This window comes from Mycobacterium sp. NGS11 (genome assembly GCF_059813315.1).
Genome location: NZ_JCALEJ010000003.1, coordinates 215,159 through 239,703, shown reverse-complemented (window position 1 = coordinate 239,703; position 24,545 = coordinate 215,159). Strand labels below are relative to the sequence as shown.

Annotated in this window: 22 protein-coding genes and 1 pseudogene; 8 read left to right on the top strand and 15 right to left on the bottom strand. The window is 67.1% G+C overall.

Annotated features, from left to right (window positions below; all coding sequences use genetic code 11):
* Positions 1-126 precede the first annotated feature (126 nt).
* Entirely contained in the window at positions 127-933 is an 807-nt protein-coding gene (locus AC5Y4T_RS06060) for a DUF1906 domain-containing protein (protein WP_499952424.1), read from the top strand.
* A 144-nt stretch (positions 934-1,077) separates the two neighbouring features.
* On the opposite strand, the gene katG is transcribed toward AC5Y4T_RS06060, so the two are convergent.
* The 3 genes from katG to AC5Y4T_RS06045 all read right to left on the bottom strand — a co-directional run bounded on the left by katG (position 1,078) and on the right by AC5Y4T_RS06045 (position 5,188).
* A complete protein-coding gene (gene katG / locus AC5Y4T_RS06055; protein WP_499950012.1) occupies positions 1,078-3,318 on the bottom strand; it encodes a catalase/peroxidase HPI in 2,241 nt (746 codons plus the stop codon).
* Positions 3,319-3,368: 50 nt separating this feature from the next.
* Positions 3,369-3,809 carry a Fur family transcriptional regulator gene (locus AC5Y4T_RS06050; RefSeq protein ID WP_499952423.1) on the bottom strand — a complete coding sequence of 147 codons (441 nt, stop codon included), beginning with the start codon at positions 3,807-3,809 and terminating at the stop codon, positions 3,369-3,371.
* Positions 3,810-3,904: 95 nt separating this feature from the next.
* A complete protein-coding gene (locus AC5Y4T_RS06045; protein ID WP_499952422.1) occupies positions 3,905-5,188 on the bottom strand; it encodes a L,D-transpeptidase in 1,284 nt (427 codons plus the stop codon).
* 156 nt (positions 5,189-5,344) lie between these two features.
* Here AC5Y4T_RS06045 and AC5Y4T_RS06040 point away from each other — a divergent pair, with 156 nt between their 5' ends.
* Both AC5Y4T_RS06040 and AC5Y4T_RS06035 read left to right on the top strand, forming a co-directional pair.
* A complete protein-coding gene (locus AC5Y4T_RS06040; protein ID WP_499952421.1) occupies positions 5,345-6,124 on the top strand; it encodes a hypothetical protein in 780 nt (259 codons plus the stop codon).
* Positions 6,125-6,186: 62 nt separating this feature from the next.
* Positions 6,187-7,677 carry an FAD-dependent oxidoreductase gene (locus AC5Y4T_RS06035; RefSeq protein WP_499952420.1) on the top strand — a complete coding sequence of 497 codons (1,491 nt, stop codon included), beginning with the start codon at positions 6,187-6,189 and terminating at the stop codon, positions 7,675-7,677.
* A gap of 9 nt (positions 7,678-7,686) precedes the next feature.
* Here the strand turns inward: AC5Y4T_RS06035 and AC5Y4T_RS06030 are convergent, their stop codons facing one another.
* Complete coding sequence (locus tag AC5Y4T_RS06030) at positions 7,687-8,730, bottom strand: class I SAM-dependent methyltransferase (RefSeq protein ID WP_499950007.1); 1,044 nt, start codon at positions 8,728-8,730, stop codon at positions 7,687-7,689.
* A gap of 69 nt (positions 8,731-8,799) precedes the next feature.
* A complete protein-coding gene (locus AC5Y4T_RS06025) occupies positions 8,800-9,987 on the bottom strand; it encodes a glycosyltransferase (RefSeq protein WP_499950006.1) in 1,188 nt (395 codons plus the stop codon).
* Positions 9,988-10,452: 465 nt separating this feature from the next.
* On the opposite strand from AC5Y4T_RS06025, the gene AC5Y4T_RS06020 reads away from it, so the two are divergent.
* Positions 10,453-11,844 (top strand): PPE family protein, SVP subgroup, encoded by a 1,392-nt coding sequence (locus AC5Y4T_RS06020; protein ID WP_499952419.1) that lies wholly within the window; start codon positions 10,453-10,455, stop codon positions 11,842-11,844.
* A gap of 56 nt (positions 11,845-11,900) precedes the next feature.
* Positions 11,901-12,743 carry an MOSC domain-containing protein gene (locus AC5Y4T_RS06015; protein WP_499952418.1) on the top strand — a complete coding sequence of 281 codons (843 nt, stop codon included), beginning with the start codon at positions 11,901-11,903 and terminating at the stop codon, positions 12,741-12,743.
* Between the two features lie 30 nt (positions 12,744-12,773).
* On the opposite strand, the gene AC5Y4T_RS06010 is transcribed toward AC5Y4T_RS06015, so the two are convergent.
* The 8 genes from AC5Y4T_RS06010 to AC5Y4T_RS05975 all read right to left on the bottom strand — a co-directional run bounded on the left by AC5Y4T_RS06010 (position 12,774) and on the right by AC5Y4T_RS05975 (position 16,910).
* On the bottom strand, positions 12,774-13,025 hold the full coding sequence (locus AC5Y4T_RS06010) for a hypothetical protein (RefSeq protein ID WP_499952417.1): 252 nt from the start codon (positions 13,023-13,025) through the stop codon (positions 12,774-12,776).
* A complete protein-coding gene (locus tag AC5Y4T_RS06005) occupies positions 13,022-13,237 on the bottom strand; it encodes a DUF3072 domain-containing protein (RefSeq protein WP_499952416.1) in 216 nt (71 codons plus the stop codon). Before AC5Y4T_RS06005 ends, AC5Y4T_RS06010 begins: the two co-directional genes overlap by 4 nt.
* 58 nt (positions 13,238-13,295) lie before the next feature.
* Entirely contained in the window at positions 13,296-13,544 is a 249-nt protein-coding gene (locus AC5Y4T_RS06000; protein ID WP_499952415.1) for a DUF6480 family protein, read from the bottom strand.
* Positions 13,519-14,754: a zinc-dependent alcohol dehydrogenase gene (locus AC5Y4T_RS05995; protein ID WP_499952414.1), complete on the bottom strand. Its 1,236-nt coding sequence runs from the start codon at positions 14,752-14,754 to the stop codon at positions 13,519-13,521. The genes AC5Y4T_RS06000 and AC5Y4T_RS05995 overlap by 26 nt, the downstream gene beginning before the upstream one ends.
* Before the next feature lie 14 nt (positions 14,755-14,768).
* Positions 14,769-15,257 carry a hypothetical protein gene (locus AC5Y4T_RS05990; RefSeq protein WP_499952413.1) on the bottom strand — a complete coding sequence of 163 codons (489 nt, stop codon included), beginning with the start codon at positions 15,255-15,257 and terminating at the stop codon, positions 14,769-14,771.
* A gap of 203 nt (positions 15,258-15,460) precedes the next feature.
* Positions 15,461-15,715 (bottom strand): hypothetical protein, encoded by a 255-nt coding sequence (locus AC5Y4T_RS05985; RefSeq protein ID WP_499916347.1) that lies wholly within the window; start codon positions 15,713-15,715, stop codon positions 15,461-15,463.
* Between the two features lie 54 nt (positions 15,716-15,769).
* The gene (locus AC5Y4T_RS05980) at positions 15,770-16,432 is read right to left on the bottom strand and encodes a cutinase family protein (protein ID WP_499916345.1); all 663 of its coding nucleotides are present in this window, start codon (positions 16,430-16,432) and stop codon (positions 15,770-15,772) included.
* A 61-nt stretch (positions 16,433-16,493) separates the two neighbouring features.
* On the bottom strand, positions 16,494-16,910 hold the full coding sequence (locus AC5Y4T_RS05975) for a DUF3253 domain-containing protein (RefSeq protein WP_499952412.1): 417 nt from the start codon (positions 16,908-16,910) through the stop codon (positions 16,494-16,496).
* Between the two features lie 40 nt (positions 16,911-16,950).
* Between AC5Y4T_RS05975 and AC5Y4T_RS05970 the strand changes: the two genes are divergently transcribed.
* Positions 16,951-18,024 carry a spore photoproduct lyase family protein gene (locus AC5Y4T_RS05970; protein ID WP_499952411.1) on the top strand — a complete coding sequence of 358 codons (1,074 nt, stop codon included), beginning with the start codon at positions 16,951-16,953 and terminating at the stop codon, positions 18,022-18,024.
* A 15-nt stretch (positions 18,025-18,039) separates the two neighbouring features.
* On the opposite strand, the gene AC5Y4T_RS05965 is transcribed toward AC5Y4T_RS05970, so the two are convergent.
* Entirely contained in the window at positions 18,040-18,813 is a 774-nt protein-coding gene (locus AC5Y4T_RS05965; RefSeq protein WP_499916339.1) for an enoyl-CoA hydratase/isomerase family protein, read from the bottom strand.
* Positions 18,814-18,873: 60 nt separating this feature from the next.
* Positions 18,874-19,896: a YhjD/YihY/BrkB family envelope integrity protein gene (locus AC5Y4T_RS05960; RefSeq protein ID WP_499916337.1), complete on the bottom strand. Its 1,023-nt coding sequence runs from the start codon at positions 19,894-19,896 to the stop codon at positions 18,874-18,876.
* 119 nt (positions 19,897-20,015) lie between these two features.
* Here AC5Y4T_RS05960 and hrpA point away from each other — a divergent pair, with 119 nt between their 5' ends.
* Both hrpA and AC5Y4T_RS05950 read left to right on the top strand, forming a co-directional pair.
* Complete coding sequence (gene hrpA / locus AC5Y4T_RS05955) at positions 20,016-23,942, top strand: ATP-dependent RNA helicase HrpA (RefSeq protein ID WP_499916335.1); 3,927 nt, start codon at positions 20,016-20,018, stop codon at positions 23,940-23,942.
* Positions 23,943-23,967: 25 nt separating this feature from the next.
* Positions 23,968-24,525: pseudogene (locus AC5Y4T_RS05950) on the top strand (aromatic-ring hydroxylase C-terminal domain-containing protein); the annotation flags it as partial.
* Positions 24,526-24,545: the final 20 nt, after the last annotated feature.

Below are 24,545 nucleotides of genomic sequence, written 5' to 3'. Positions count from 1 at the left end.
GCAAAGATCATGCCACTGGTCAGCGGCCGCTATCCTCTCGGGCGGTCGGCTTCGAACGCGCGGTGCCGGCGGGTTGACCGGCGAAGATCGGCCGAAAGACGTGCGGGCTTTTGTTACCATCGCGCGGTGCGGGATTCGGCCGGACGGGTGGGGGGCGATCAGCGATCGCCTTCGCGGCGCGACGTCCTCAGATACGCCGCGTTGACCCCGGCCCTGCTGAGCCTGGGCGCGCTGGTCCCGGGCCCCGGCGCCCCCACGGCGTCAGCCGCGGGCATGCAGCTGATCGATTTCGCCGAGCGCAGGATCGCCCCGGACGAGATCAAGTCGGCAGGCTACGACGGCGTGGTGAATTACGTGTCGCTGTCGCGCCCGGGCGCCAACTTCGAGGCCAAACCGCTGACAAAGGACTACGCCGACGCGCTGCGCGCGGCGGGGCTGCATATCGTCAGCAACTTCCAGTACGGCAAGCCCGGCTGGCCGGACCCGTCGGATCTCACGCGCGGGTACGACGGCGGCGTGGCCGACGCCCATAGCGCCATGCAGTTGCACTCCGCGGCGGGAGGCCCGAACTCGGCCCCCATCTTTTTCAGCGTCGACGACGCGATCGATGCCAACACATGGAATACGCTTGCGGTGCAATGGTTTCGGGGAATCAACTCGGTGTTGGGCGTGGGCCGCACCGGCATCTACGGGGATGCCCAGGTGTGCGGGTGGGCGATCAGAGACGGCGTCATCGGCCCGTCCACGAGCGCCGGACACCAATGGGCGTGGCAGACGAGGGCCTGGTCGCACGGCGATCGCGAACCCGCGGCGGTGCTCTACCAAACGGTCGTCAACAGCCCGGGGAATCCGGGCCCGCTGCTGGGTGGCATCAATGTCGATGTCGACGACGTCCTCGCCGCCGACTTCGGCCAGTGGGATCTCGCCCGCTGACCCGACGTCCCCCTTCTACACGAGAAATAAACCACTGCGACCGATTGCGGCGTGTCGTGTGCGTGGTTTAAGTGTCGCGACGCCGAACGAAGCGACACCCCGCGGGGCCGATGACCCGCGGGGCGTCGCTCGGTATCCGGGAAATTACTTGAGGTCGAACCGGTCGTTGTTCATGACCTTCACCCACGCGGCGACGAAGTCCTCGACGAACTTGCCGTGCGCGTCGTCCTGGGCATAGACCTCGGCCAATGCGCGCAACACCGAGTTCGAGCCGAAGACAAGGTCAGTCGGGGTCGCGGTCCACTTGAGCGCCCCGGAGGCCCGGTCGTGCCCTTCGTAGACGTTCTCCGCGGTCTCCGACGCCTTCCACTCGGTGTTCATGTCGAGCAGGTTGACGAAGAAGTCGTTCGTCAACGCGCCCGGCCGGTCGGTGAACACACCGTGCTTGCTGCCGCCGTGGTTGGCGCCCAGGGCACGCAGTCCGCCGACCAGGACCGTCAACTCGGGGCCGGTCACACCCAACAGGTACGCCCGGTCCAGCAACAGCTGCTCGAGCGGGGCCTTTTCACCCGGCCGCGCGTAGTTGCGGAACCCGTCGGCCCGTGGTTCGAGCACCGCGGCGGCTTCCACGTCGGTGGCCTCCTGAGAGGCGTCGGTTCGCCCGGGGGCGAAGTGCACCGCGATCTCGTAGCCCGCGTCCTTGGCGGCCTTCTCGACCGCCGCGGAACCCGCCAGCACGATCAGGTCGGCGATCGAGATCTTCTTGCCGTCGGAGGCCGAGGCGTTGAAGTCCTGCTGGATCTGCTCCAGGACGGGCAGCACCTTGTCCAGTTCGGACGGCTCGTTGACCTCCCAGCTCCGCTGCGGCTCGAGACGAAGCCGCCCGCCGTTGGGACCGCCGCGCTTGTCGGTGTTGCGGTAGCTGATCGCCGCGGACCAGGACGTCTTGACCAGCTGTGGGATGGAGAGACCGGACGCGAGCACCTTGCTCTTCAGGTCGGCGATGTCCTTCTCGTCCACGAGCTTGTGCTCGACGGCCGGCACCGGGTCCTGCCACAGCTGCGGCTCGGGAATCCAGGGCCCCAGGAAGCGGGAGACCGGCCCCATGTCGCGATGCAGCAGCTTGTACCACGCCTTGGCGAACGCGTCGGCCAGCTCCTCGGGGTGGTCGAGCCAGCGCCGCGTGATGTCGCGGTAAATCGGGCTCTCCCGCAACGAGATGTCGGTGACCAGCATCGTCGGGGCGCGCCCCGGCCCACCGAATGGGTCGGGGATGGTCCCCGCGCCGGCGCCGTCCTTGGCGGTGAACTGCCAGGCCCCGGCGGGGCTCTTGGTCAGCTCCCACTCGTAGCCGTACAGCGTCTCCAAGAAGGAGTTGTCCCACTTGGTAGGCGTCGGCGTCCAGACCACCTCGAGGCCGCTGGTGATGGCGTCCTTGCCCTTGCCGCTTCCGAACGAGCTCTTCCAGCCCAGCCCCTGCTGTTCGATCGGGGCGGCTTCCGGCTCGGGGCCGACCAGGTCGGCGTCACCGGCGCCGTGGGTTTTGCCGAAGCTGTGGCCGCCGACGATCAGAGCGGCGGTCTCCTCGTCGTTCATCGCCATCCGGCCAAAGGTCTCGCGGATGTCGATCGCGGCCGCGATCGGGTCCGGCTTGCCTTCGGGGCCTTCGGGATTCACGTAGATCAGACCCATGGTGGTGGCACCGTAGGGCTGCGCGAGGTCGCGCTCGCCCGAGTAACGCTTGTCGGTGCCCAACCATTCTTCCTCTTCACCGAAGAGGATCTCTTCGGGCTCCCACACGTCTTCGCGGCCGAAGGCGAAGCCAAACGTCTTGAATCCCATCGATTCCAGCGCCGTGTTTCCGGCGAAGAGCAGCAGATCCGCCCAGGAGATCTTGTTGCCGTACTTCTTCTTCAACGGCCACAGGAGCCTGCGCGCCTTATCCAGGCTCGCGTTGTCGGGCCAGCTGTTGAGCGGGGCGAAGCGCTGCATGCCCTGGCCGCCACCACCGCGACCGTCATAGATGCGGTAGGTGCCGGCGGCGTGCCAGCTCATCCGGATGAACAGGCCCCCGTAGTGGCCGTAGTCGGCGGGCCACCAATCCTGCGAGGTCGTCAGCAGCTTGATCATGTCGGCCTTGAGCGCCTCGACATCGAGCTTGGCGAACTCCTCGGCATAGTCGAAGTCCTCACCGAGCGGATTGGACTGCGCGACATGCGGATGCAGGCGTGACACGTCGACCTGGTTGGGCCACCAGTCCTGGTTCGTCCGTGGAGCGTTCGACTTCGGTTGCGGCGAAGGGATTGCTGGGTTTTCGCTTTCGCTTGTGCTTGCCGACCCGGCGTCGGGGTTTGGTGGGCGGCTTGCGGATGTATCAGATGACACAGCATTCCTTTCGAGGGTGGGTGAATCGGGCTGCGATCACGGGCTGTGATCTAAGAACCTGTGGCCGAGCAGTCGGCACACAGGCCCCAGTAGATGACTTCGGCCTCGTCGAGTACGAAGCCATCAAGAACGTTGTCGTCGTCCGAGGGCGTCAGACACGGAGCGTCGCCGACGGCGCAGTCGATGTCGGCGATGATCCCGCAGGAGCGGCAGACGACGTGGTGGTGGTTGTCGCCGACGCGCGATTCGTAGCGCGCCACCATGCCCAGGGGCTGGATGCGCCGAACCAGGCCCACGGTGGTCAGCGCGTTGAGAACGTCATAGACGGCTTGGCGCGAGACCTCGGGGAGGCCGACTCTGACGGCCGAAAAGATCGATTCGGTGTCGGCGTGCGGATTGGCGTCGACGACTTCCAGCACGGCAACCCTGGGCCGCGTCACCCGCAAATCGGCCATTCGCAACCTATCCGCGTAATCGGCCGTCGACGACACGCCACCAATATGACGCACTTATCTGGAACGAGTCAAGACTTTATTGTGAAGTGGGGCACAACTTCGGGTTACGAATGAGCTAGCTCACGCGAACGTCAGGTCGGCTTCAGCGCGCTGCCTTTGCGCCACTGGTCCCAGCTGAGCGTCCAGTCGCCGTTCTGCGCCAACGTCAGAGGAGGTCCGCCGCTGTTGCGAACCTCGACGACGTCCCCGGGTACCGAAAAGTCGAAGAACCATTTCGCGTTGTCGGCATTGAGGTTCAGGCAGCCGTGCGACGTGTCGCGGTGTCCCTGAGCCCATACCGTCGCGTCGAGCTCGTGCAAATATATGCCGTCGCTGCTGATCTTGGTGGCCCAGTTGATGGTCTCGCGGTATCCGAGTCTGGAATTCTTGGGCAGGCCGAAGGTCGAGGAGTCCATGATGACGGGATTGCCCTTGTCCAGGACCGTGTAGATCCCGGAGGGGGTCCACAGCGAGATCGCCTTGCCGCCGACGTTTTCGGTGCCGCCCATTCCCATGGACGTAGGCATCGTGCGTTGCAGGTTCCCGTTGCTGAAGACGCTGACCTGATGGGTCGCGTCGTCGGCGATCGAGACGTGCGCATCGCCGATACGGAACGACACCTTGGTGTCGTCTTGCCCGAATAGGCCATCGCCCAGGGCTATTCCGTAGATCTTCGCCTCGGCGGTGACGTTTGTGCCCGGCGCGTAGTAATGCTCGGGCCGCCAGTGCGCGTTCTGATCGTCGACCCAATACCAGGAACCCTCTACTTTGGGGTCGGTGGTCACCGACAGCTGCCGCTCGGCGGCGGCACGATCGGCGATCTTCTCATCGAAGTGCGCCACGATCACCGTTCCGACACCGTAGGTGCCGCCGTCGCGCAACGCGGCTTCCGACGTGGTGGTGAACGACACCTTGGTCTGGTTGGACGGTTTCAGCGTGGAGAACGACGAAACCTGTTTGGCCGCAACACCGCCGACACCGCTGCTGGTGACCGTCAGCGTGTAGGTGCGCCCGTAGCCCAGTGGGACGGTGGGCTTCCACACCGTGTTGTCCGGCGTCATGACGCCATCGATCGGTTTGCCGCTCTCGTTGACCATGTCGACGCTTGTCAGCGTCCCGTTGTCGGCTTTGACCGTGACCGGGGCGACCGGGTCGACGTCATGCGCGTCGGCGCTAGGAGTGATCGTTATTTGGGCTGGCCCAGCGGTTTTCGCGGGCGCGCCGCCCTGCCCGCAGTGACCGCCCAGGCAATGTGAGGTCGCAACGTATATCGCGGCCACCGCAGCGACGATCACGCAGACCGCAAGCAAGAGTCGGCGAGGCCGACTGACCCGCAGGATTCGGCCGGCGAGCTGATCGCTGTTCTTGGACATCATGAAGCTGCCGAATCCCTGCTTTCTGGTTCTCGCAGGCCTGAGAATCCTGCCCCGGCGAAGTCGATGTTGTAGATGAGGTATCCCGCGACATGCGGTTTTTAAACCGCCCGGGATGACGCGGGCCTGCAACCGGCTTCCGCGAGAGATCATGGCTGCATGGTCGATGAGGAACTCGACGGCCTCTATGACGTGCCGCCGAAGGAGTTCACCGCGGAACGCGCCCGGTTGGCCGCCGCGGCGAAGGAACGCGGCGACGACGCGGCCGCCAAACGGATTTCCGGCATTAACAAGCCGACGACGGCGGCGTGGGTCATCAACCGGCTGGCTCTGCGGCACGCCGACACTCGGCAGCGGCTGGCCGATCTCGGTAAGCGATTGCGCGCCGCGCACTCGGCGATGGACGGCGGCCGCATCCGGGACTTGTCAGCCGAGCAACACAAACTCATCGACGAACTCACCCGCAAGGCGCTGCAGGCGGCCGACCTGACGCAACCGTCGGCGACCGTGCGCGAAGGCCTGACCGGCACGCTGCAAGCCGCCATCGCCGACCCGCGGATCGGCGAACGGCTCGGGAGGCTGACCCGGCCCGAGCAGTGGTCGGGCTTCGGCGCCTTCGGCGACGCGGCGCCGGAAGCGGGGGACTCATCCAGCGAACCGGCGAAGCGGCGGAGCACGCCGGGGCAGCGACGGCGCGAAAAACTGAGCGCGGCCCTTGCCACCGCGGAGCGCGCCAAAGCAGAGGCCGACGACCTGGTGGCCGAGCGACAAGCCGAGCGGGATGCCGCCCAACAGCGCCGCGACGCCGCGGCAAGGGCACTGCGGGCGGCCGAGCAGGACCTCAAGGGCGCCGAAAGGGACTATGCCAAGGCCCAGCAAGCCCGTCGGGCCGCTACGAAAGCTGTGACCGAGGCAACGAACCGGTTGAAACGGGCCTGAATCCGGCTAAGCGTTTCCCCGCGCCCGGCCGGGGTATCAGCAAAGCCGTGACTTCTTTATGGATGACTGAACGAACCGAACAGCCTTGGGCCTCAAGCCAGCTTGACCAAGAGTCCGGGTCCGCCGATGTCATCGTCGTGGGCGCCGGCATCACCGGCCTGATGACAGCGGTCCTGCTGGCCCGCGCGGGCAAGGACGTGCTGGTGCTGGAGGCGCGCACGGTGGGGGCGTGCGCGACCGGCAACACCACCGCCAAGATCAGCCTGCTGCAGGGCAGCCAGCTCTCCAAGGTGCTGCCGCGGCACGGCAAGGACGTGGCACGCGCATACGTCGACGGCAATCGTGAGGGCCAGGAGTGGGTGCTGGACCACTGCGAGGCGAACGGCGTGGCCGTGCAGCGCGAGGATGCCTACACCTACGCCCAGTCGGTGCGGGGAGTCCCGAGGGCGCGAGCCGAACTCGCGGCGTGTCAGGCGGTCGGTCTGCCAGCGGTGTGGGACGACGATGCCGACGTGCCGTTCGCCTATCACGGCGGTGTGCGGCTGGCCGACCAGGCGCAGTTCGACCCGATGTCATTCCTCGACTCGTTGGTCGTCGAGCTGCTCGGTCGCGGTGGGCGGCTAATCGAGCACACGCGGGTGCGGCGGGTCTCTTGGCGCGGCAAGAAGGTGCGCGTGCACGTCAACGACGCCGCCCAGCGAGACGTCGAACTTCAGGCCGGCCAGCTGGTGCTCGCGACGGGCATCCCGATCCTGGATCGCGGCGGCTATTTCGCGCGGGTGAAGCCGAGCCGGTCCTACTGCTTGGCGTTCAAGGTTCCGGGCAACATCACCCGGCCGATGATGATCTCCACCGACTCGCCGACGCGTTCGGTGCGCTACGCGCCGGTCGCGGACGGGGAGCGGCTGATCGTGGGCGGCGCCGGCCACACCGTGGGCCGGGAGAAGAGTCCGTCCGAGGCGCTAAACGAGCTGTCGACGTGGACCCGCAAGCATTACCCGGGTGCGGTGCAGACCCATTTCTGGTCGGCGCAGGACTACACGCCCATCGACCATCTGCCCTATGTGGGCCCCATCCTGCCGAACAACGAAAGCATCTTCATCGCAACGGGTTTCAACAAGTGGGGGATGACCAACGGCCCCGCTGCGGCGTTGGCGCTGTCGAGTCGCATCCTGGGTGGGCGGATGGATTGGGCCCGCGCGTTCGCCAGCTGGAGTCCGCACGAGCTGACGGGCCTGACGACGGCCCTGCAGGCCAACCTCGAGGTCGGCTTCAACCTGACGAAAGGGTGGATCACCCCGGCGATCCGCACTCACCGCCGCAGCCCGGTCGACGGCGAAGGCGGGTTGGTGAGTGGCCCGCCGTGGCGTCTGGAGGCCCGCTGCCGCGTCGACGGGACCGAGCACCGCGTCTCACCTGTCTGCCCGCACCTGGGCGGGATCGTGAACTGGAACGACGCCGACAACGCGTGGGAGTGTCCGCTGCACGGGTCACGGTTCGCGCCCGACGGCACCCTGCTGGAAGGGCCGGCCACCCGCGACCTCACCGCCTAGACCTGCGGGTCAGCCGGCTTTTTGAAACACGAGCCAGCGCAGCTCTATTGGGGAATCGTCGCGCTCGAGGTCGAACACATCGAGGCCGCCGGCCCAACCTTCGAACCAACCCGTCGGCGGCCAGGCCTCCGCCGGGACCCGCGCCTTCTCGTACTCGTAGGCGGGGTCGTCGGCGATTTGCTCGAGAGGCAGGCCGGCGGCGGCGGCCGTCACCTCGTCGCGGGTGAAGATCATGCTGTTGCACTGCTGGCTCAGTTGCACCGCGACGTCGTCGGGAACATAGCCGTCGCGCGCCAGGAAGGTGTTGAACACCAAACGCCCACCGGGCGCCAGGCAATCGGTGGCGAGGTCGAACATGCCGCGCAACTCGTGCGTCGTGCGGAAGTCAGACACCACTTCCGAAAGCACCATCAGCTGGTACTGCTCGCGTACGTCCTCCATCGCGGTGAAGACGTCGTCTTGAATGACGTTCACGCGCAACGATTCCCCGGTGGCTTCCGAAACCATCACCTCGGCGAACTTCGCGGTCAGCTCGACCGCATCGACCGGATGTCCGCGGCGCGCCAGCGCCAGCGCATTACGCCCTGTTCCCGCGCCGACGTCCAGCACCCGATAGGTCGAAGGGTCGTCCGCCTCGGCGGCCAGCGCCAGCACCCGTGCGTCCGGCTCGGTGCCGAACAGCGGCGGCGGGCGGATGTCCATCCACTGCTGGTAGTCGGCCTCAACCGTGCGCCAGTCGGCCTGGACGCGGAAATTCACGCCCTCCCCGAAAGGAGCGTGATACGAGATGAGGACGTCGGAACGATGGGATGCCCGGAAAGCCTTCGCCAGCTCCACTTCCAGCGCGGCCCGCAGGTGTGCGGACTGTTCGGGGGTGTACCAGACACCCAGGGTGGCGCAGATGTTGCCGCACAACAGGACGTACTCGTCGATCAGGGCCGGCACCGCCGGCACCCTGATCTGACCCTCGGCCGACAATCGGCGGTACAACCGCCTGATCATCGCTTCGCGCAGCATCGACGGATCGAACGATCTATTCGGCGGATCCTGCACCAGAACCTTCTACACGACCGGCGGAGTTTGCACCACCGCCGCGGCGGACGGGCGGTTCGCGCCGCCCGATCAAACCGAGCGTGCCGTGCGGGCAGCCTCTTCGAGGAGATCGGCGGCGTAGGCAACGCTGTCGGCGGGTTTACTCATCTGCGCGGCGACCTCGTGGGCGCGAGCGGCGCATTGCGGAGTGAGGATGGTGCGTAGATCGGCGACCAGCGAGTCCAAAGTGCTTTCCGAAAAGGCGCGTCCCGAACCAACTTTCATTTGTTCGACGGCGGCCGCCCACATCGGCTGGTCCCATACCGTCCACAGGATGAGGGTGGGGACTCCGGCGCGCAGGCCCGCGGCGGTGGTGCCCGATCCACCGTGGTGGACCACGGCCCGGCAGGCCGGGAAGACGGCCGCATAATTCATCGACCTCACCACTTTGACGTGGTCGAACGGCGGGACATCGGTGAAGTCATTGGCACCGCTGCAAATCAACGCCCGCTCACCCAACCGCCCGCAGGCCGCGCTGATCACCGCGACAGTCTCGGCGGGAGAGCTGACGGGCGTGCTGCCGAACCCGAAGTAGATGGGGGGCGTCCCACCCGCTATCCAGGACAAGACCTCGTCGTCGCTGTCAGTCGGCAACTCCAGCGTCAGCGAACCGACAAAAGGACGCCGGCCACCCGGTTCCAGCCATTCGGCGGCGGGCCCGGGCAGGCAGAGCTCGTCGTAAGTCTGGATTTCCAACACCTCACTCGCCGGACGCGCCGTCGAATCGGTTTCGGGCAAGCCAAGCGCGCGACGTTGGACGGCTTCGGCATCCTTCGTCATGCCCGAATACAGGGCGCTCGACGGCATGATCCGTGCCGGGAAAACGTGTAACGCGGCGAGCGGGATGCCTTGCTGTTCGGCGACATTGCCGGCCAGCGCCTGATCGTTCATGTGCGCCACCAGCAGATCGGCGCCCGTTGCCAAGGACGACAACGTCGCGCTTTTATCCATCCAGATCCGCGTCACGCGCTCGACAACGTGCGACAGTCCGCTGACGCCGGACTGGAGCGATCCAAGCAATTCCTGAGCCGCAGTCATCCCACGTTGCGTATCCGGCCCGTACCCGACGGCGGCGAGCCCCGTCGACTCGACGAAGGCGGTCAGGTTGGGGGGGACCGCCAGGCTCACCTGGTGCCCTCGGTTCATCAGCGCGCGGCCGACCGCGGCGCAAGGCTCGACGTCGCCGCGGCCCCCGTAGGCGACCAGCACGATTTTCATCAGCAGACCTCATTCGCAGGGATCCCACAAATCCAAGCAGAAAGGACGTCGCGCGACCCGCTGGGAAGCCATCTCATCGAGCTGACCTGGCCTTTGCCGGTGCCAGGCGACTGGAAATCGGACCGGGGAAGTCGAGCTATGCGCGTTGCGCCCCGTTGAGAGCGGGCTGAGGGTGATTTGCGCAATACGCGCCTAACCCTTGCGAGTTTCCCTCGTCATGTGCAGGTAACCTATCGTTAACCCTCGGCAACAATTTCGCTGTATTGGTTGACGTGGGAGCACCTGCAAACGTGGAGACCGGTCCGCTAGCACTGGGGACGGCCCTATTCGGCTGTCTACTTCCGCGGCACTGGCGGCACCGGAGGGAATGCGATTTGTTTGCTGCTCGGTTGGCTACCCCCACACCACGCGCATCGGGGCCGTCGATGCCCTCGCGGCCCTGAAACGCGATCGGAGGAGAACGACATGGACTTCGCACTGCCGCCGGAGATCAACTCCGCGCGGATGTACGCCGGTCCTGGGTCGGGACCGATGCTGGCCGCCGCGATGGCCTGGGACGAGTTGGCCGCCGCGTTGCAATCGACGGCGACCTCGTACCAGGGCGAGATCACGGCCTTGACTTCCGGTCCCTGGGTTGGGCCGTCGTCGGCGTCCATGGTCGCAGCGATCACCCCTTACTTGGAATGGATGAGGACGACCGGCGCCCAGGCTGAAGAAACGGCCAACAAGGCCAGGGCCGCCGCGTTCGCCTACGAGACGGCGTTCGCCGAGACGGTGCCGCCGCCGGTGGTCACGGCCAACCGCACCCTGCTGGCGACGCTTGTCGCGACCAACATCCTCGGGCAGAACACGCCGGCGATCGCCACCACCGAGGCGGAGTACGCCGAGATGTGGGCGCGAGACACCGCGGCCATGATCGGCTACGCCGGTGCGACGGCCTCGGCCACCCGGGTGACACCGTTCACCCAGCCCGACCCGACCACCACCTCCGACGCCGGTCAATCCGAATCGGTGACCAAGGCCGCCGCTACCGCCGCCGGAAGCACGCGCAACACCGTGGCCCAGCAACCGTTATCGGCGGTACCCAACCTGCTGACCAATGCGGCGGTGAACCCGGCCGCGGCCGCCGATCCGACGTCGTTGACGGACCTTCTGGGCCTGGAGAGCGACCTCATCGCCATCTTCCTCGACGCGCCGGCCAGCATCGCCGGCCTCACCGTCGACTCGCCTTCGGCCTCGATCGCCCTTCCCTTCGACATCGCCGGCGCGCTGACCGGTTTCCACACCGACGACATCGTCAGCGGTTGGGCCGGGGTGCAGTCCTGGCCGGGCACCGGCGCGGTGCCGCCCTCGCCATTCCCGGTGATCACCAACCCGGCGGGGGGATTCGGACCCCTGCTGTCGGCGGGGCTGGGTCAAGCGAACACCGTGGGTGGCTTATCGGTGCCGCCGGGATGGGCGGCGGCCGCTCCGGCGATCCGCCCGGCCGCCTTGGTGCTGCCGGCCACCAGCGCGGGGGCGGGCGCCGAAGTCGCCGCGGCCGCGGCCGCCGCCGCTCCCAGCGGCTCCGGGAGTCTGTTCGGCGAGATGGCCGTGGCGAGCATGGCGGGGCGCGCGATGGCCGGCACCGGTGGCGCCTTGGGGCGCGAGCGCGCCCGGGCCGGCGAGATCGAGAAGGCGACGCGCGAGGCGCCAAAGGAGCCGACGAAAGAGCCGGCGACACCGCCGCAGGTCGCCGCGGGTGGGCCGATCACGAGCATCGCCGCCGAGCTGCGCGAACTGGCGTCGCTGCGCGACGCCGGAATTCTGACGCAGCAGGAATTCGAAGAGCAGAAGAAGCGCCTGCTGCCAAGCTGATCCGTGTGGGCTCGACAGGGCACACTTATTGACGAACTCTGCAGTGAAGGCGCCGCATGGACAACTCGACCGCCCATACTCCCGCGCCCGTGCCGATGCGGGTGCAGGCGCTGCTTCGGTATCCGGTGAAGTCGATGCTCGGCGAAACCCTCGATCGCCTGCCGGTCGACGAGCGCGGCGCCGAGGGCGACCGGCGGCTCGCGCTCCTCGACGCTGAAACCGGGCACGTGGCCAGCGCCAAGAATCCCCGGCTGTGGCGCTACCTGTTGACCTGCACCGCCCACGCCGATGCCCAGGGGGTGCGGATCAGCATGCCCGACGGAGCCGACGTGGCCGCCGATGATCCCGGCGTCGACGAGCTGATGTCGCGGCTGACCGGTCGACGGGTCAGGTTGGTCACTCAACGCCCCGAGGGGGCGACACTGGTGCGTCCCGATCCGGAGAAGCTGCTGGAATTGGGTCTGGACACCGAGGTGGACGGTCGCATTCTGCGGATCGCTGCGGCCACCCCCGGCGACTCGTTCACCGACGAAGCTCCATTGCACGCGATCACGACGGCCACCCTGGAGCACATCGGCGTGGAGGCGCTGCGGTACCGGCCGAATCTGGTGATCACGACACCACCCGGCCACCCCCCGTATGCCGAAAACGATTGGGTGGGCGGCGAACTCGTCATCGGTGAGACGCGGCTGCGCGTCCTCACGGCGACGTCACGCTGCGTGGTTCCCACCCTCGAACATGGCCCGCTGCCGCGGGCTCCGCAGGCCCTTCGCATACCGGCGGCCGAAAACCGCTTGAACACAGGCGGTCACGGTGCGCAACCCTGCGCCGGCGTCTACCTCGCGGTGGTCACCAAGGGCGTCATCCGGGTCGGTGACCAGGTCACCGTCGGACCGTAACCGCTTCCGCGGCAACGCATCGAAGCAGCGTCACCCACCCAGATTGCGCACCGCCGTGTCGAGGTCTTCCGCTTGCTCGGCCAACTCGCGGTCGGACAACTCCGCATGTCCAACCCGCTGCACCAATTCCTGGCGCGTCGCAAGCTGCAGGGCGCCTCGGTATTCGTCTGAGTTTAGATCCGCCGGCGTGACGACCGCGGCGCGCCCCTGAATCACCACCAGCGCGGCGTCCGGCTCCGGGCTGGCCAGCAACTGTCGCACGTCCTCGGCGCCGATGGTCACGAGCCACCCCGCCCGGTTCGTTGTTGCAACTCATCGATTAGCCGGGAGGCCTGGGCCTTCGTCAGATTCTCCGGGATCTCCTGGCCCGCTTCCTGCGCCAGCGTGTTCAGGTAGCTACGCTGCGGGCCGGTCATGGGCTCGTCGCCCGTCACCCACTGCGACGTGTCCTTCTCCGGATTCTCCTGTGGCGCCTGCGCGGCATCGTCGACCATGCATGTGGCTATGCCCACAACCGAGCCAACATAATCAGCAAGTGATGGTTCCGGCATGTCAGCCACCCACCCCGACGATCTTCATCACCAATAGGACTGCCACCGCGATGAACGCGACGGCGAAAATGCACACCGCGAGGACCGTGAGGGCGGAACTGGGAGTGAACCGCCGAGTATTCGGCGGTTGTGGCTCAGACACACCGGAGGTTTGGGGCGCGGCCGGGGGAGTGGTGCCCGGTGCGGCACCTCCTCCGGGCTCCAGCCCGGGAGTTTGTATCGGATCAGGATCGGGAGGTTGCGCGGTCATAATCGACACCGGCCTGTTCGTCGCGGGCGACGGTGGAAGCATTCGGTCGCATCGCCACCCGGATGCAGTCGTCCTTCTTGTTCTTGAATAGGTCGTAGGCCCGCACTCCCTCCTCGAGGGACACATCGTGGGTGATCAACTTGGCGGGATCGAGATCGCCCTGCTGGACGTAGTCGAAGAGCCGTGTTATGTAGCGTTGTCCGTGTTGCTGAGCCGTTTTCAGGGTCAAACCCTTGTTGGTCAATACGCCAGTCGGGAACTTGTCGGTCAAGCCGTACACCCCGAGTACCGACACCACTCCGCCCTTGCGGCAAGCCAGAATCGCCTGTCGTAGCGCGGTGGCGCGATCTGTCTCCATTCGCAGCAGTTGCTTGGCCCGGTCGTAGAGTTGCTGCACTCCGGTGCCGTGGCCCTCCATGCCGACCGCGTCGATGCAGGCGTCGGGCCCCCGCCCGCCGGTCATCTCCCTCAGCGACTCGTGCACGCTGTCGACGGCCTTGTAGTCGATCGTTTCCAGTCCGAACTCATTGCGCGCCAACGCTAACCGCTCCGGTATGCGGTCGACGACAACGGCCCGCTCGGCGCCCAGCAGCAGGGCGCTGCGCGCAGCCATCAACCCGACACCGCCGGCCCCCCAGACCGCGACCGTGTCGCCGCCGGCGATGTCGCAGAAATCGGCACCCATGAAGCCGGTGGGCACCGCGTCGGATAAGAACAGTGCCTGCTCATCGGTGATATCACCCGGAATCACAAAGCAATTCGTGTCGGCGAAGGGCACCCGAACGTATTGGGCGTGCGAACCCGCGTAGCCGCCGAACGGATGCGTATAACCGTAGATACCGCCGGACGGATATCCTAACAACGGTTGTTGCAATTCGGCGTTGGGATTCGTTGTGTCGCAGCATGAGTACAACTCATGGTCGCAATACCAGCACCGGTCGCAGGCGATGAAGGACGGCACCACGACTCGGTCGCCGGCGTGGATCTCCCGCACCTGCGGACCCGTCTCCGCCACCACACCCATGAATTCGTGGCCGAACACATCACCGGCCCGCATGCCGGGCAAATACCCGTCGATGAAGTGCAAGTCCGAGCCGCAGGTGGTGGTGAGCCGGACTTCGACGATGACGTCGTGCGGATTGAGGATCTTGGGGTCGTCGACGGTTTCCACGGAGAGGTCGTTGACGCCGTTCCAGCACAGTGCGCGCATGCTCGGCCTTTCGCTTACCGCGCGCAATTCCGCGCGCTCGGGTTGGACTGGATGGTCGGAACCTCGCCGGTTTGCAGCAGGGCGCGTGACCGGTAAAGGATCTTGAAGGCCGCCGCGCCGGACAACAGCGCGGGCGCGGGCGATTTCAGGCACAGGGTGACCTCGGTGCCGAGGTCGTGCGGAGCGGGCCGATAGCGGACGACGATTTCGTTGCCGTCGCCGACGAAGCGAACCCCGTCGGCCTCTGCGACCAACGTCGAGTCCCAGGCCACATCGGGTTCCGCCGATAGCCGCCAGCGATAGCGGCCGCGTCCGTCGGCGTCGATTTTCGCGATGTCACCGAGGACCACGGATAGCTGGCCGGGATCGCGCCAGAACTGCTCGATCCGCTCCAAAGGACAAGCGATGGTCACCGTTTGTGCCCCGACGTTGCGGGGCGGCATGTCGATGATCTTGTTCACCACGCCCAGCACTTGGTTCTTCGCGGTCTTCACATAGCTCACCGCACGCTCCCTCCGTTGGAGCATTGCGGTACCCGCCTACATGCCACCCAAACGGCAGCTGGGCAAGGAGGTTGACGTCGCCATTCGCGGAATCAGCGGTGTCAGCAACCGGTTCGCCGGGGTCTGTTCGGGGCGACGGATGCGCTGGCCATCGAAAGCGTTGTGCGTCAACGACTTCCGGCTCGGCGCCTACGGCGGCGCCGCTAGTTCTCCGAGTTCGGCGTAGGGCTTTGCGCAGATTCCCACTTCGCCTCGAGTGATCGTTTCACCGGGGTACCGGCCGCCAGCTCGAGCTGAAAGGTCTCGCCGCCGTCGGTCTCGAACGTGATGAGATACCCCGCGTCGCTGGGATCCTTGAAGACGACTTTGTAGGGCCGTTCACCGAAGCCGCGGTCCACGGAAATGATGTCGCCGGGGGCGACGTCGTCGATCGGGTCATTGCCGGAGGCTTTGGACATACGGTCGACGTTAGCCGAAGGGGAGAGCGGCAACGGCGAGAGGAGCGAGCGCTGTCAGGCGCGCGGCGCACCCTGGTTGACCTTGTCGGCCGCAAATGTCGCGGCCTGCGCGGTCATCCCGGTGTCGATGTAAGTCACATGCGCGATGATGTTGCCGCCGCCCGAGCAGATCGGATCGTCGGGGGCGCACACGCTGGTGACCTTGGCGCCATAGGCCGGGTTGATCGTCGGCAGCGGCTGGCCGCCCCAGAGCATGCTGGAGAACTGGCTGGTCGGCTCTCCGAAGAGGGCGACGGCGGCGACATGATCGGCCACCGAGGGCGGCATCGCGTTGGTGGCCAGGTCGATCACCGTCGAGCCCTGCGAGTAGCCGCCGAGCACGATTCGCGAATTCGGGCAGGTGGCCACGACGTTCTGGATGTGCGCGCTCGCGTCGGCGGACCCGGCGTTGGCGCTGTTGTGGTAGTCGTCGTTGGCGGGGTAGTTGACCGCGTACACATCGACGGACTTACCGGGGAGCTGCGACGTCAGCGAGTCGACGAACGCCTGTCCGATGTTGCCGAGGCCGGGCTCCTGATGGGTGCCGCGGGCGAAAACCACCGACACATCCGAGCACCCATCGGCGACGGCGGTGGGGATCGCGAAGGGTGCACTCAGCAGCGCCCACGTCGTCGCAACCGACATACCAACCCAGCGAGCAAATCTGCGTGCACTCATGCCGAGATCCTGTCATATCGTCGGCGGCGGCGGTCCCGGCGGTTGGCGCAACCAGTCATAGTCAAGGCCCGGCGCGCCGGATGCGAATGGCGCCAGTCCATTCGCCGTCGGGGTCGACGACGTTGCCGCGTTGCGTGATCTCCACGTCGCCCGATCGGGCGAGCCGGCGGGCGGCCTGCCGCGCGTCGTCCATCAGTTCGCGCCAATTGTCGCCGCCTACCGCACGGGCGGCGTCCGACGGGCAGATGCTGCTCTTCGGGCCACGATGCTCGACCAGCGCGCGGATCGACGACTCGAGCCGCTGTCTCATCGGCCCGTCGCCGAGGGCGATCTCGGCATGCTCGGCGCCTCGGCCGCCACCGCTTGACACCCGCCCCAACTCGGCACGCAATCGTTCGCCCACCCCACCAGTGAAGGCCACGGCGCCGCCGGTTCGCCACTTGGAACCGCGCCCGGCGCGCAGTCGTTGAATGAGCATGCCGCCCACTCTTGCAAATGACGCGCATCCGGCGCACCGAGTGCCGGCCGATCTCGCCGATCGGCTCCTCGACATCAAGCGGATCTACCACGAGCCCGACATCGACCGGTTTGCCCGCGCGCGTCAGGTGCTGGACCGATTCCCCGACGCCGAACGCATCCAGGTCGCCTCGCACCAGGCGATACCTGGCCTGTACGGCAACGAGGGAAACGTGGAGGACTGGGTTCGCATCAAACGGGAAGTGCTCGTCCTGGGTGAGAAGAAGAGTCTCTCGGCGCGACGCAACGAGCGGTCCAGCGATTGGATCGCGCCGTCGACGGCCAACGGCTGCGCGATGGCGTGCTCTTACTGCTATGTGCCGCGCCGTAAGGGCTACGCCAACCCGATCACCGTGTTCGCGAACATCGAGAAGATCACCGGATACCTCGAACGGCACGCCGCCCGACAGGGGGTCAAAACCGAACCCAATCAGTGCGACCCGGTCGACTGGGTCTACGACATCGGCGAGAACAGCGATTGCTCGGTCGATGCGATGGTGTCCGACAACGTGCGCGACCTCGTCGAGCTGTTCGCACGCATCCCCAATGCCAAGGCCAGCTTCGCGACCAAGCTGGTCAACCGCGACCTGCTGAACTACGACCCGCAGGGCGGCACTCGCGTGCGCTTCAGCCTGATGCCGGCGGAGGCGTCGCGGCTGGTCGACATCCGCACCTCCAAGGTCGCCGACCGCATCGCCGCCATCGACGACTTCGTCGAGGCCGGCTACGAAGTGCATCTGAACCTCAGCCCGGTCATCGTCTACGACGGCTGGCGCGACGACTGGGCCGAGCTGCTGCAGCAGGTGGCCGACAACACCAGCGAGCGCACCAAGCGGCAACTCGCGGCCGAGGTCATCTTCCTGACGCACAACCAGGGCCTGCACGACGTGAACCTCGGCTGGCACCCGAAGGGGGAGGAGTTGCTCTGGCGGCCGGATCTGCAACAGCTCAAGCGAAGCCAGAGCGGACAGTGGAACGTGCGCTACAAGAGCCCGTGGAAGGGCCGCTGGGTGCAGGACCTGACCGACCTGCTCGCGGTCACGCTGCCGGGCTGCCGGCTGCGCTACGCGTTCTGACACTCCGATCGGCCGTCACCGGCCGCGCCATTGCGGTTTGCGCTTCTCGGCCCAGGCCCGAAGCCCCTCGGCGACGTCTTCGGTCGCGCCGGCGACCTTGCGCATGGTCTCGCCGAAGCGCACGGATTCGATCCAGCCCATGTCGGCGGTTCGCCACGCCACTTCTTTGGTCGCCCGCTGCGCCAGCGGTGCGGCCTCGGTGAGGGTGCGGGCCCACGCTTGGGCTTCGCCCTGCAGTTGGTCGGGCTCGACCAGCTTCCACACCAGACCGATTTCCTTGGCCCGTTCGGCGCTCATGGGCTTTCCGGTCAGCAGCAACTCCATGGCGTTGGCCCAGCCCACCCGACGCGGCAGACGGATGGCTCCGACGATGGTGGGCACCCCGATCGATACCTCGGGGAAGCAGAACGTGGCCTCGGTGCTGGCGATGACGAAGTCGCAGAACAGCACCCCGGTCACTCCGTAGCCGATGCACGGACCGTGCACGGCGGCGATGGTCGGCTTGAACAGCTCCATGCCGGATTCGAAGGAGTTGATGGTCGGCTTCTCCCAAAAGGTGCCGCCGAACGTGCCAACCGATCCTTCGCCGTCCTTGAGGTCACCGCCGGCACAGAAGACGCCGCCGTTGGCCGTCAGGATCCCCACCCACGCGTCCAGGTCGTCGCGGAAGCGATCCCAGGCGGCGTTCAGGTCTTGGCGAAGCGCGCCGTTGATGGCGTTGCGCGCCTCGGGGCGGTTCAGGGTGATGGTGGCAACGTGGTCTTGCAGCTCATAGGTGACCAGACTCATCACTGCAGACTATTGCGCCGTGCCCACGGCCTACTCCGTAAGCCGGTGAAAAACCCGTTCTCAGGGTGTGCGGGGGCGGTGAGAGTCGTGGAATGCCTCAAGGCGCTCAACGGTTTTCGCGGGCACCCGCCTGATATCGTCGAACCGCACGCTGACCCGCTCGAAGGCTTTGACGCGCTCGGCTTTGACCTTTTTGGTGTAGGTCCGCCGATCCGCCGTCGTCAGATCCGCGTCGTCGCTGAACGCCCCGAGCAGCGCGCGCGGGTAGAGCCGCTCCACCAAGACGACATTGACCTCGGCGCACATCACCAGCGCCACCGACGCGAGGAACAGGAACGCCAACGCCCCCAACACCAGTGCGAACACACTGTTGGTGGCGCTGGCCCTTTTCACGGTGTGCGCCACATAGCCGGCCCCGAACCACTGCAGCATCTGCCAAATGAGCGCTGCGGCAACCGCTCCCGGCAGCACTTGCCGGTACGTCAGGGCGCGCGCGGTCGTCACGCGGAAGGCAACGAGGCAGATCACTGCGTTGATCGCCACCGCGGCCAATACCAGGCCGATCTTGCTGAAGACTCCCAGCGCTGTGGTGGCGTGGCCCGCCGCAGCCAACACGGTCGCCGCGATCGCGGCCGAGCCCAGCACCAGCAGCAACAGCAGGCTGCGCAACCGGGATCGAATAGGGTTGGGGCGCTTGTGCTTCGGCACCGCCCACACCGTGTCCATCGCGTTTTGCACCGCCTGTCCGACGCCCAGACCGCCGTAGAGCGCGCCGAGTAGGCCCACGGCCACGCCCACCACTCCGCCGCTGAGGCCCTGGGGGTGGTGCAGCTGGTCGCCGATTACCGGGAACTGACTCAGGGTGCTGCGCAGCACCTGTGCCTGCAGATCCGGCCGGCCGGCCAGCACCACCCCCAAACCGGTGGTCAACAGCAGCAACAGCGGAAACAGCGACACCAGCCCGTAGTAGGTGATCAGGGCGGCGAGGTAACCGCCCTGATCGTCGTTGTATTTGTAGACGACACCGACGATCACGCCGACGACTCGATTCCGTCGCTGCAGCCTGTCCAGCCAACCGACCATCGCCGATCACTTCCCCCGCAAGCCGGCATCCAATTCGATGCACTCGCCACCTGATACCCGTATTCGGCTGCCATCAACCCGGCCCGTGAGGCGACGCGTTGCGGTATACGGCCGAGTGGATGCCTATTCTGTGCGGAGTGGCCGAACCGTCTGCGGCGCAGTTGCGCACACAGCTCGACGGAGTGACGCTGCGCGATGCCGCCCGATTCGGCCGGCGCCTGAAGAACCTGCGAGGCGCCTCACCCGAGAAACTGCGGCTGCTGGCCGACCAGATCGCCGCGGCGCAGGACGTGGTCGCCGCCCGTCAAGCCGCCGTGCCGACCATCAGCTATCCCGACCTGCCGGTCAGCGAACGGCGGCAGGAAATCGCCGAGGCGATACGGGCGCATCAGGTGGTGGTGATCGCCGGGGAAACCGGTTCGGGAAAGACCACCCAGCTGCCCAAGATCTGTCTCGAGGCCGGCCGCGGGATCCGCGGAACCATCGGGCATACCCAGCCCCGGCGGCTGGCCGCCCGCACGGTGGCCCAGCGCATCGCCGACGAGCTGGGCGCCCCGCTGGGCGACATAGTCGGCTATGCCGTGCGGTTCACCGATCAGGTCAGCGACCGCACGCTGATCAAGCTGATGACCGACGGCATCCTGCTCGCCGAGATCCAGCGCGACCGCCGCCTGCTGCGCTACGACACGCTGATCCTCGACGAGGCCCACGAGCGCAGTCTCAACATCGACTTCCTGCTCGGCTACCTGCGGGAGTTGCTGCCTCGACGCCCCGATTTGAAGGTGATCATCACCTCGGCGACGATCGAGCCGCAGCGCTTCGCGGCGCACTTCTGCAACGCTCCGATCATCGAGGTGTCCGGGCGGACGTATCCGGTCGAGGTGCGCTATCGGCCGCTGGAGGTTGTCGTGCTTTCGGCCGCCGATGACGACCCCGACGACCCGGACCACGAGATCGTGCGGACCGAGACCCGCGACGAGGTCGAGGCGATCGTCGACGCCATCGCCGAACTCGAGGCCGAGCCGCCGGGCGACGTCCTCGTCTTCCTGTCGGGGGAACGCGAAATCCGCGATACCGCAGAGGCTTTGGGTGGGCTCGAGCACACCGAGGTGCTCCCGCTGTACGCGCGGCTACCCACCGCGAAGCAGCAGAAGGTGTTCGCGCCTCATGCCGGGCGCCGCGTCGTGCTGGCGACCAACGTCGCCGAAACGTCGCTGACGGTGCCCGGGATCCGCTACGTCATCGACCCTGGCAACGCCCGCATATCCCGCTACAGCCGGCGCCTGAAGGTGCAGCGGCTGCCGATCGAGCCCATCTCGCAGGCGTCGGCCGCGCAGCGCGCCGGCCGGTGCGGCCGAGTCGCGCCCGGCGTGTGCATCCGGCTCTACTCCGAACAGGATTTCGCGGCGCGTCCGCGCTACACCGAGCCCGAGATCCTGCGGACGAACCTGGCCGCCGTCCTGTTGCAGATGGCGGCCCTGCAGCTGGGTGACATCGAGGAGTTCCCGTTCCTCGACCCGCCGGACCGCCGCAACGTCCGCGACGGCGTCCAGCTGCTGGTCGAACTCGGCGCGTTCGACCGGCATGGCGCCATCACCGACCTGGGCCGTCGCCTGGCGCGGCTGCCCGTCGACCCGAGGCTGGGCCGGATGATTCTGCAGGCCCAGGCCGAAGGGTGCGTGCGCGAGATGCTGGTGTTGGCCGCGGCGCTGACGATTCCAGACCCGAGGGAACGGCCCAGCGACCGCGAGGAGGCGGCGCGCGCCAAGCACGCCCGGTTCGCCGACGAGCACTCCGATTTCATGTCCTACCTCAATCTATGGCGTTATCTGCGCGAGCAGCGCAAGTCGCTGTCCGGCAATGCCTTTCGCAGGATGTGCCGTTCTGAATTCCTGCACTATCTGCGGATCCGCGAATGGCAGGATCTGGTGGGGCAGCTGCGCAGCGTCGCGCGTGACTTGGGCATCGTCGAAGACGCCGCGTCGAAGGAGCCGGCGGATCCCGGTCGGGTGCACGCGGCAGTACTCGCCGGGCTCTTGTCGCATGTCGGCATGCGCCGCGAAGACACCCGCGAGTATCTCGGCGCGCGCAACTCGCATTTCGTGCTGGCGCCCGGCTCGGTTCTCACCAAACGGCCGCCTCGCTGGGTAGTTGTGGCGGAGCTGGTCGAGACCAGCCGGCTGTACGGGCGAACCGCCGCCCGCATTCAGCCCGAGGTCGTCGAGCGGGTCGCCGGCGAGTTGGTGCAGCGCACCTACAGCGAACCGCACTGGGACGCCAAACGCGGCGAGGTGCTGGCCTACGAGCGGGTGACGCTGTACGGGCTGCCGCTGGTCGCGCGTCGCCGGGTGGGATACGCCCGAGTCGAACCGGCGGTGGCGCGCGACCTGTTCATCAGGCACGCGCTCGTCGAGGGCGACTGGCAGACCCGCCACCATTTCTTTCGCGACAACGCGAGGCTGCGGGCCGAACTCGAGGAGTTGGAGGAGCGAGCCCGCCGCCGCGACCTGCTGATCGGCGACGACGAGGTTTACGCGCTCTATGACGCCCGCATTCCCGCCGATGTCGTTTCCACCCGGCACTTCGACGCGTGGTGGAAAAAGCAGCGACACAAGACACCAGACCTGCTGACCTTCACCCGTGCCGACTTGCTGCGTACCGACGACACCGCAGGCAGGGATCGACCGAACACGTGGCGAACGGGCGATGTCGCGCTGCCCCTGACCTACCGGTTTGAGCCCGGTGCCGCCGACGACGGGGTCACGGTCCACGTGCCGATCGACGTGCTGGCGCGGTTGGGCGGCGACGAGTTCGCCTGGCAGGTGCCGGCGCTGCGCGAGGAGCTGGTCACCGCGCTCATCCGGTCACTGCCGAAAGACTTGCGCCGCAACTTCGTTCCCGCACCCGACACTGCCCGTGCGGTGCTGGCGGCAATCGACCCGACCGGTGAGCCGGTGCTGCCGGCACTGCAACGCGAATTGCGCCGTCGCAGTGGAATTCTGGTGCCGACCGACGCCTTCGAACTGGACAAGCTGCCGCCGCACCTGCGGGTGACGTTCGCGATCGAGGCCGGGGACGGCACCGAGGTGGCCCGCGGCAAGGATCTGCGGGCGCTGCAGGAACGGCTCACCGCCCCGACCCGCCGAGCCGTCGCGCACGCGGTCGCGGGCGAGCTGGAGCGGGCGGGCGTGCGCGGCTGGCCCGACGACGTCGACGAACTTCCCCGCGTCGTCGAACGCTCGATTGACGGACGCACCGTGCGGGGCTATCCCGCATTCGTCGACGTGGGCGGCGCCGTCGACCTTCGCGTGTTCGCCACGCCGGCCGAGCAGGACGAGGCGATGGGACCCGGCATCCGGCGGCTGATGCGGCTCAGCGTCGCCTCACCGGTGAAAGCCATTGCGCGGCAGCTTGATCCACGTACCCGGCTGGCTCTCGGCGGCAATCCGGATGGTGACCTGTCCGCGCTGTTGGACGACTGCGCCGACGCGGCGACCGACGCTATCGTCTCGGCGCCGGTGTGGACGCGCGCGGAGTTCGTCGCGCTGCAGCAGCGGGCCGGAAAGTCCCTGCTGCCCACCACCCTCGAGATCGTGGGCCGCGTCGAAAAGGTGCTCGCCGCCGCTCAGGAGGTGCAACTGTTGATGCCCGCGAATCCTTCGCCCGCCCAGATCGACGCGGTCGCCGACATCCGTGCGCAGCTGGATCGGCTGTTGCCGGCCGGTTTCGTCACCGCCACGGGGCCCGCGCACCTCGCCGACCTCCACCGCTACCTACTTGGGATCCGTCGCCGCCTCGAGGGGCTGCCCCACGCCCTCGGGGCCGATCGGGAGCGCATGCAACGGGTGCACGCCGTGCAGGTCGCCTACGACGAACTGGTGCGGGAGTTGCCGCAGCCGGCGAAGGCTGCCGCAGATGTTCGCGATATCGCCCGGCAGATCGAGGAACTCCGGGTGAGCCTGTGGGCCCAGCAACTGGGCACGCCGCGTCCGGTCAGCGAGCAGCGGATTCACCGCGCAATCGACGCGGTGCGCGACCGTTGGTGATTGTTTTCCCCGCCACTTTCAACCGGACAGCTACCACGCCGAACGGCACCCGGTTGCCCAGCGCGTGCTGCGCAATGCGTTGGCGCAGATGACGCTTCTTCGCCCCGACGAACGCACCAAGGCACTGCGCGACACCGTGTCCGACCTTCTCGGCATGGACGAACCGCGCGCATGCTTCGCCGCGATGATGTCCGGCCTGGATATCGCTTACGACCTGGGTGGGGGACACCCACTGGTGGGCCGCAGGATGCCCGACCTGGACCTGGTCACCGCCGACGGGCCGCTGCGCGTATTCGAGCTGCTGCGAGACGCCCGCGCGCTGCTGCTGGACTTCGGGAACACCGACGGCATCGACATCGAGCCCTGGGGCGACCGGATCCGGGTCGTATCCGGGAAAAGCATTGCCCCATACGTGCTTCCGGTGCTTGGCGCGGTCAGCGAGCCGCCCGCCGTGTTGATCCGGCCGGACGGCCACGTCGCCTGGGTCGGCGCCGACACCGACCCGCCGCTGCGCGACGCGCTTGCCACCTGGGTCGGGGCAGGCGCCCCGACGCATGGCCAACTTTCACAGCGGAAACGGTGACTTGTATCGGCCGACGCAGC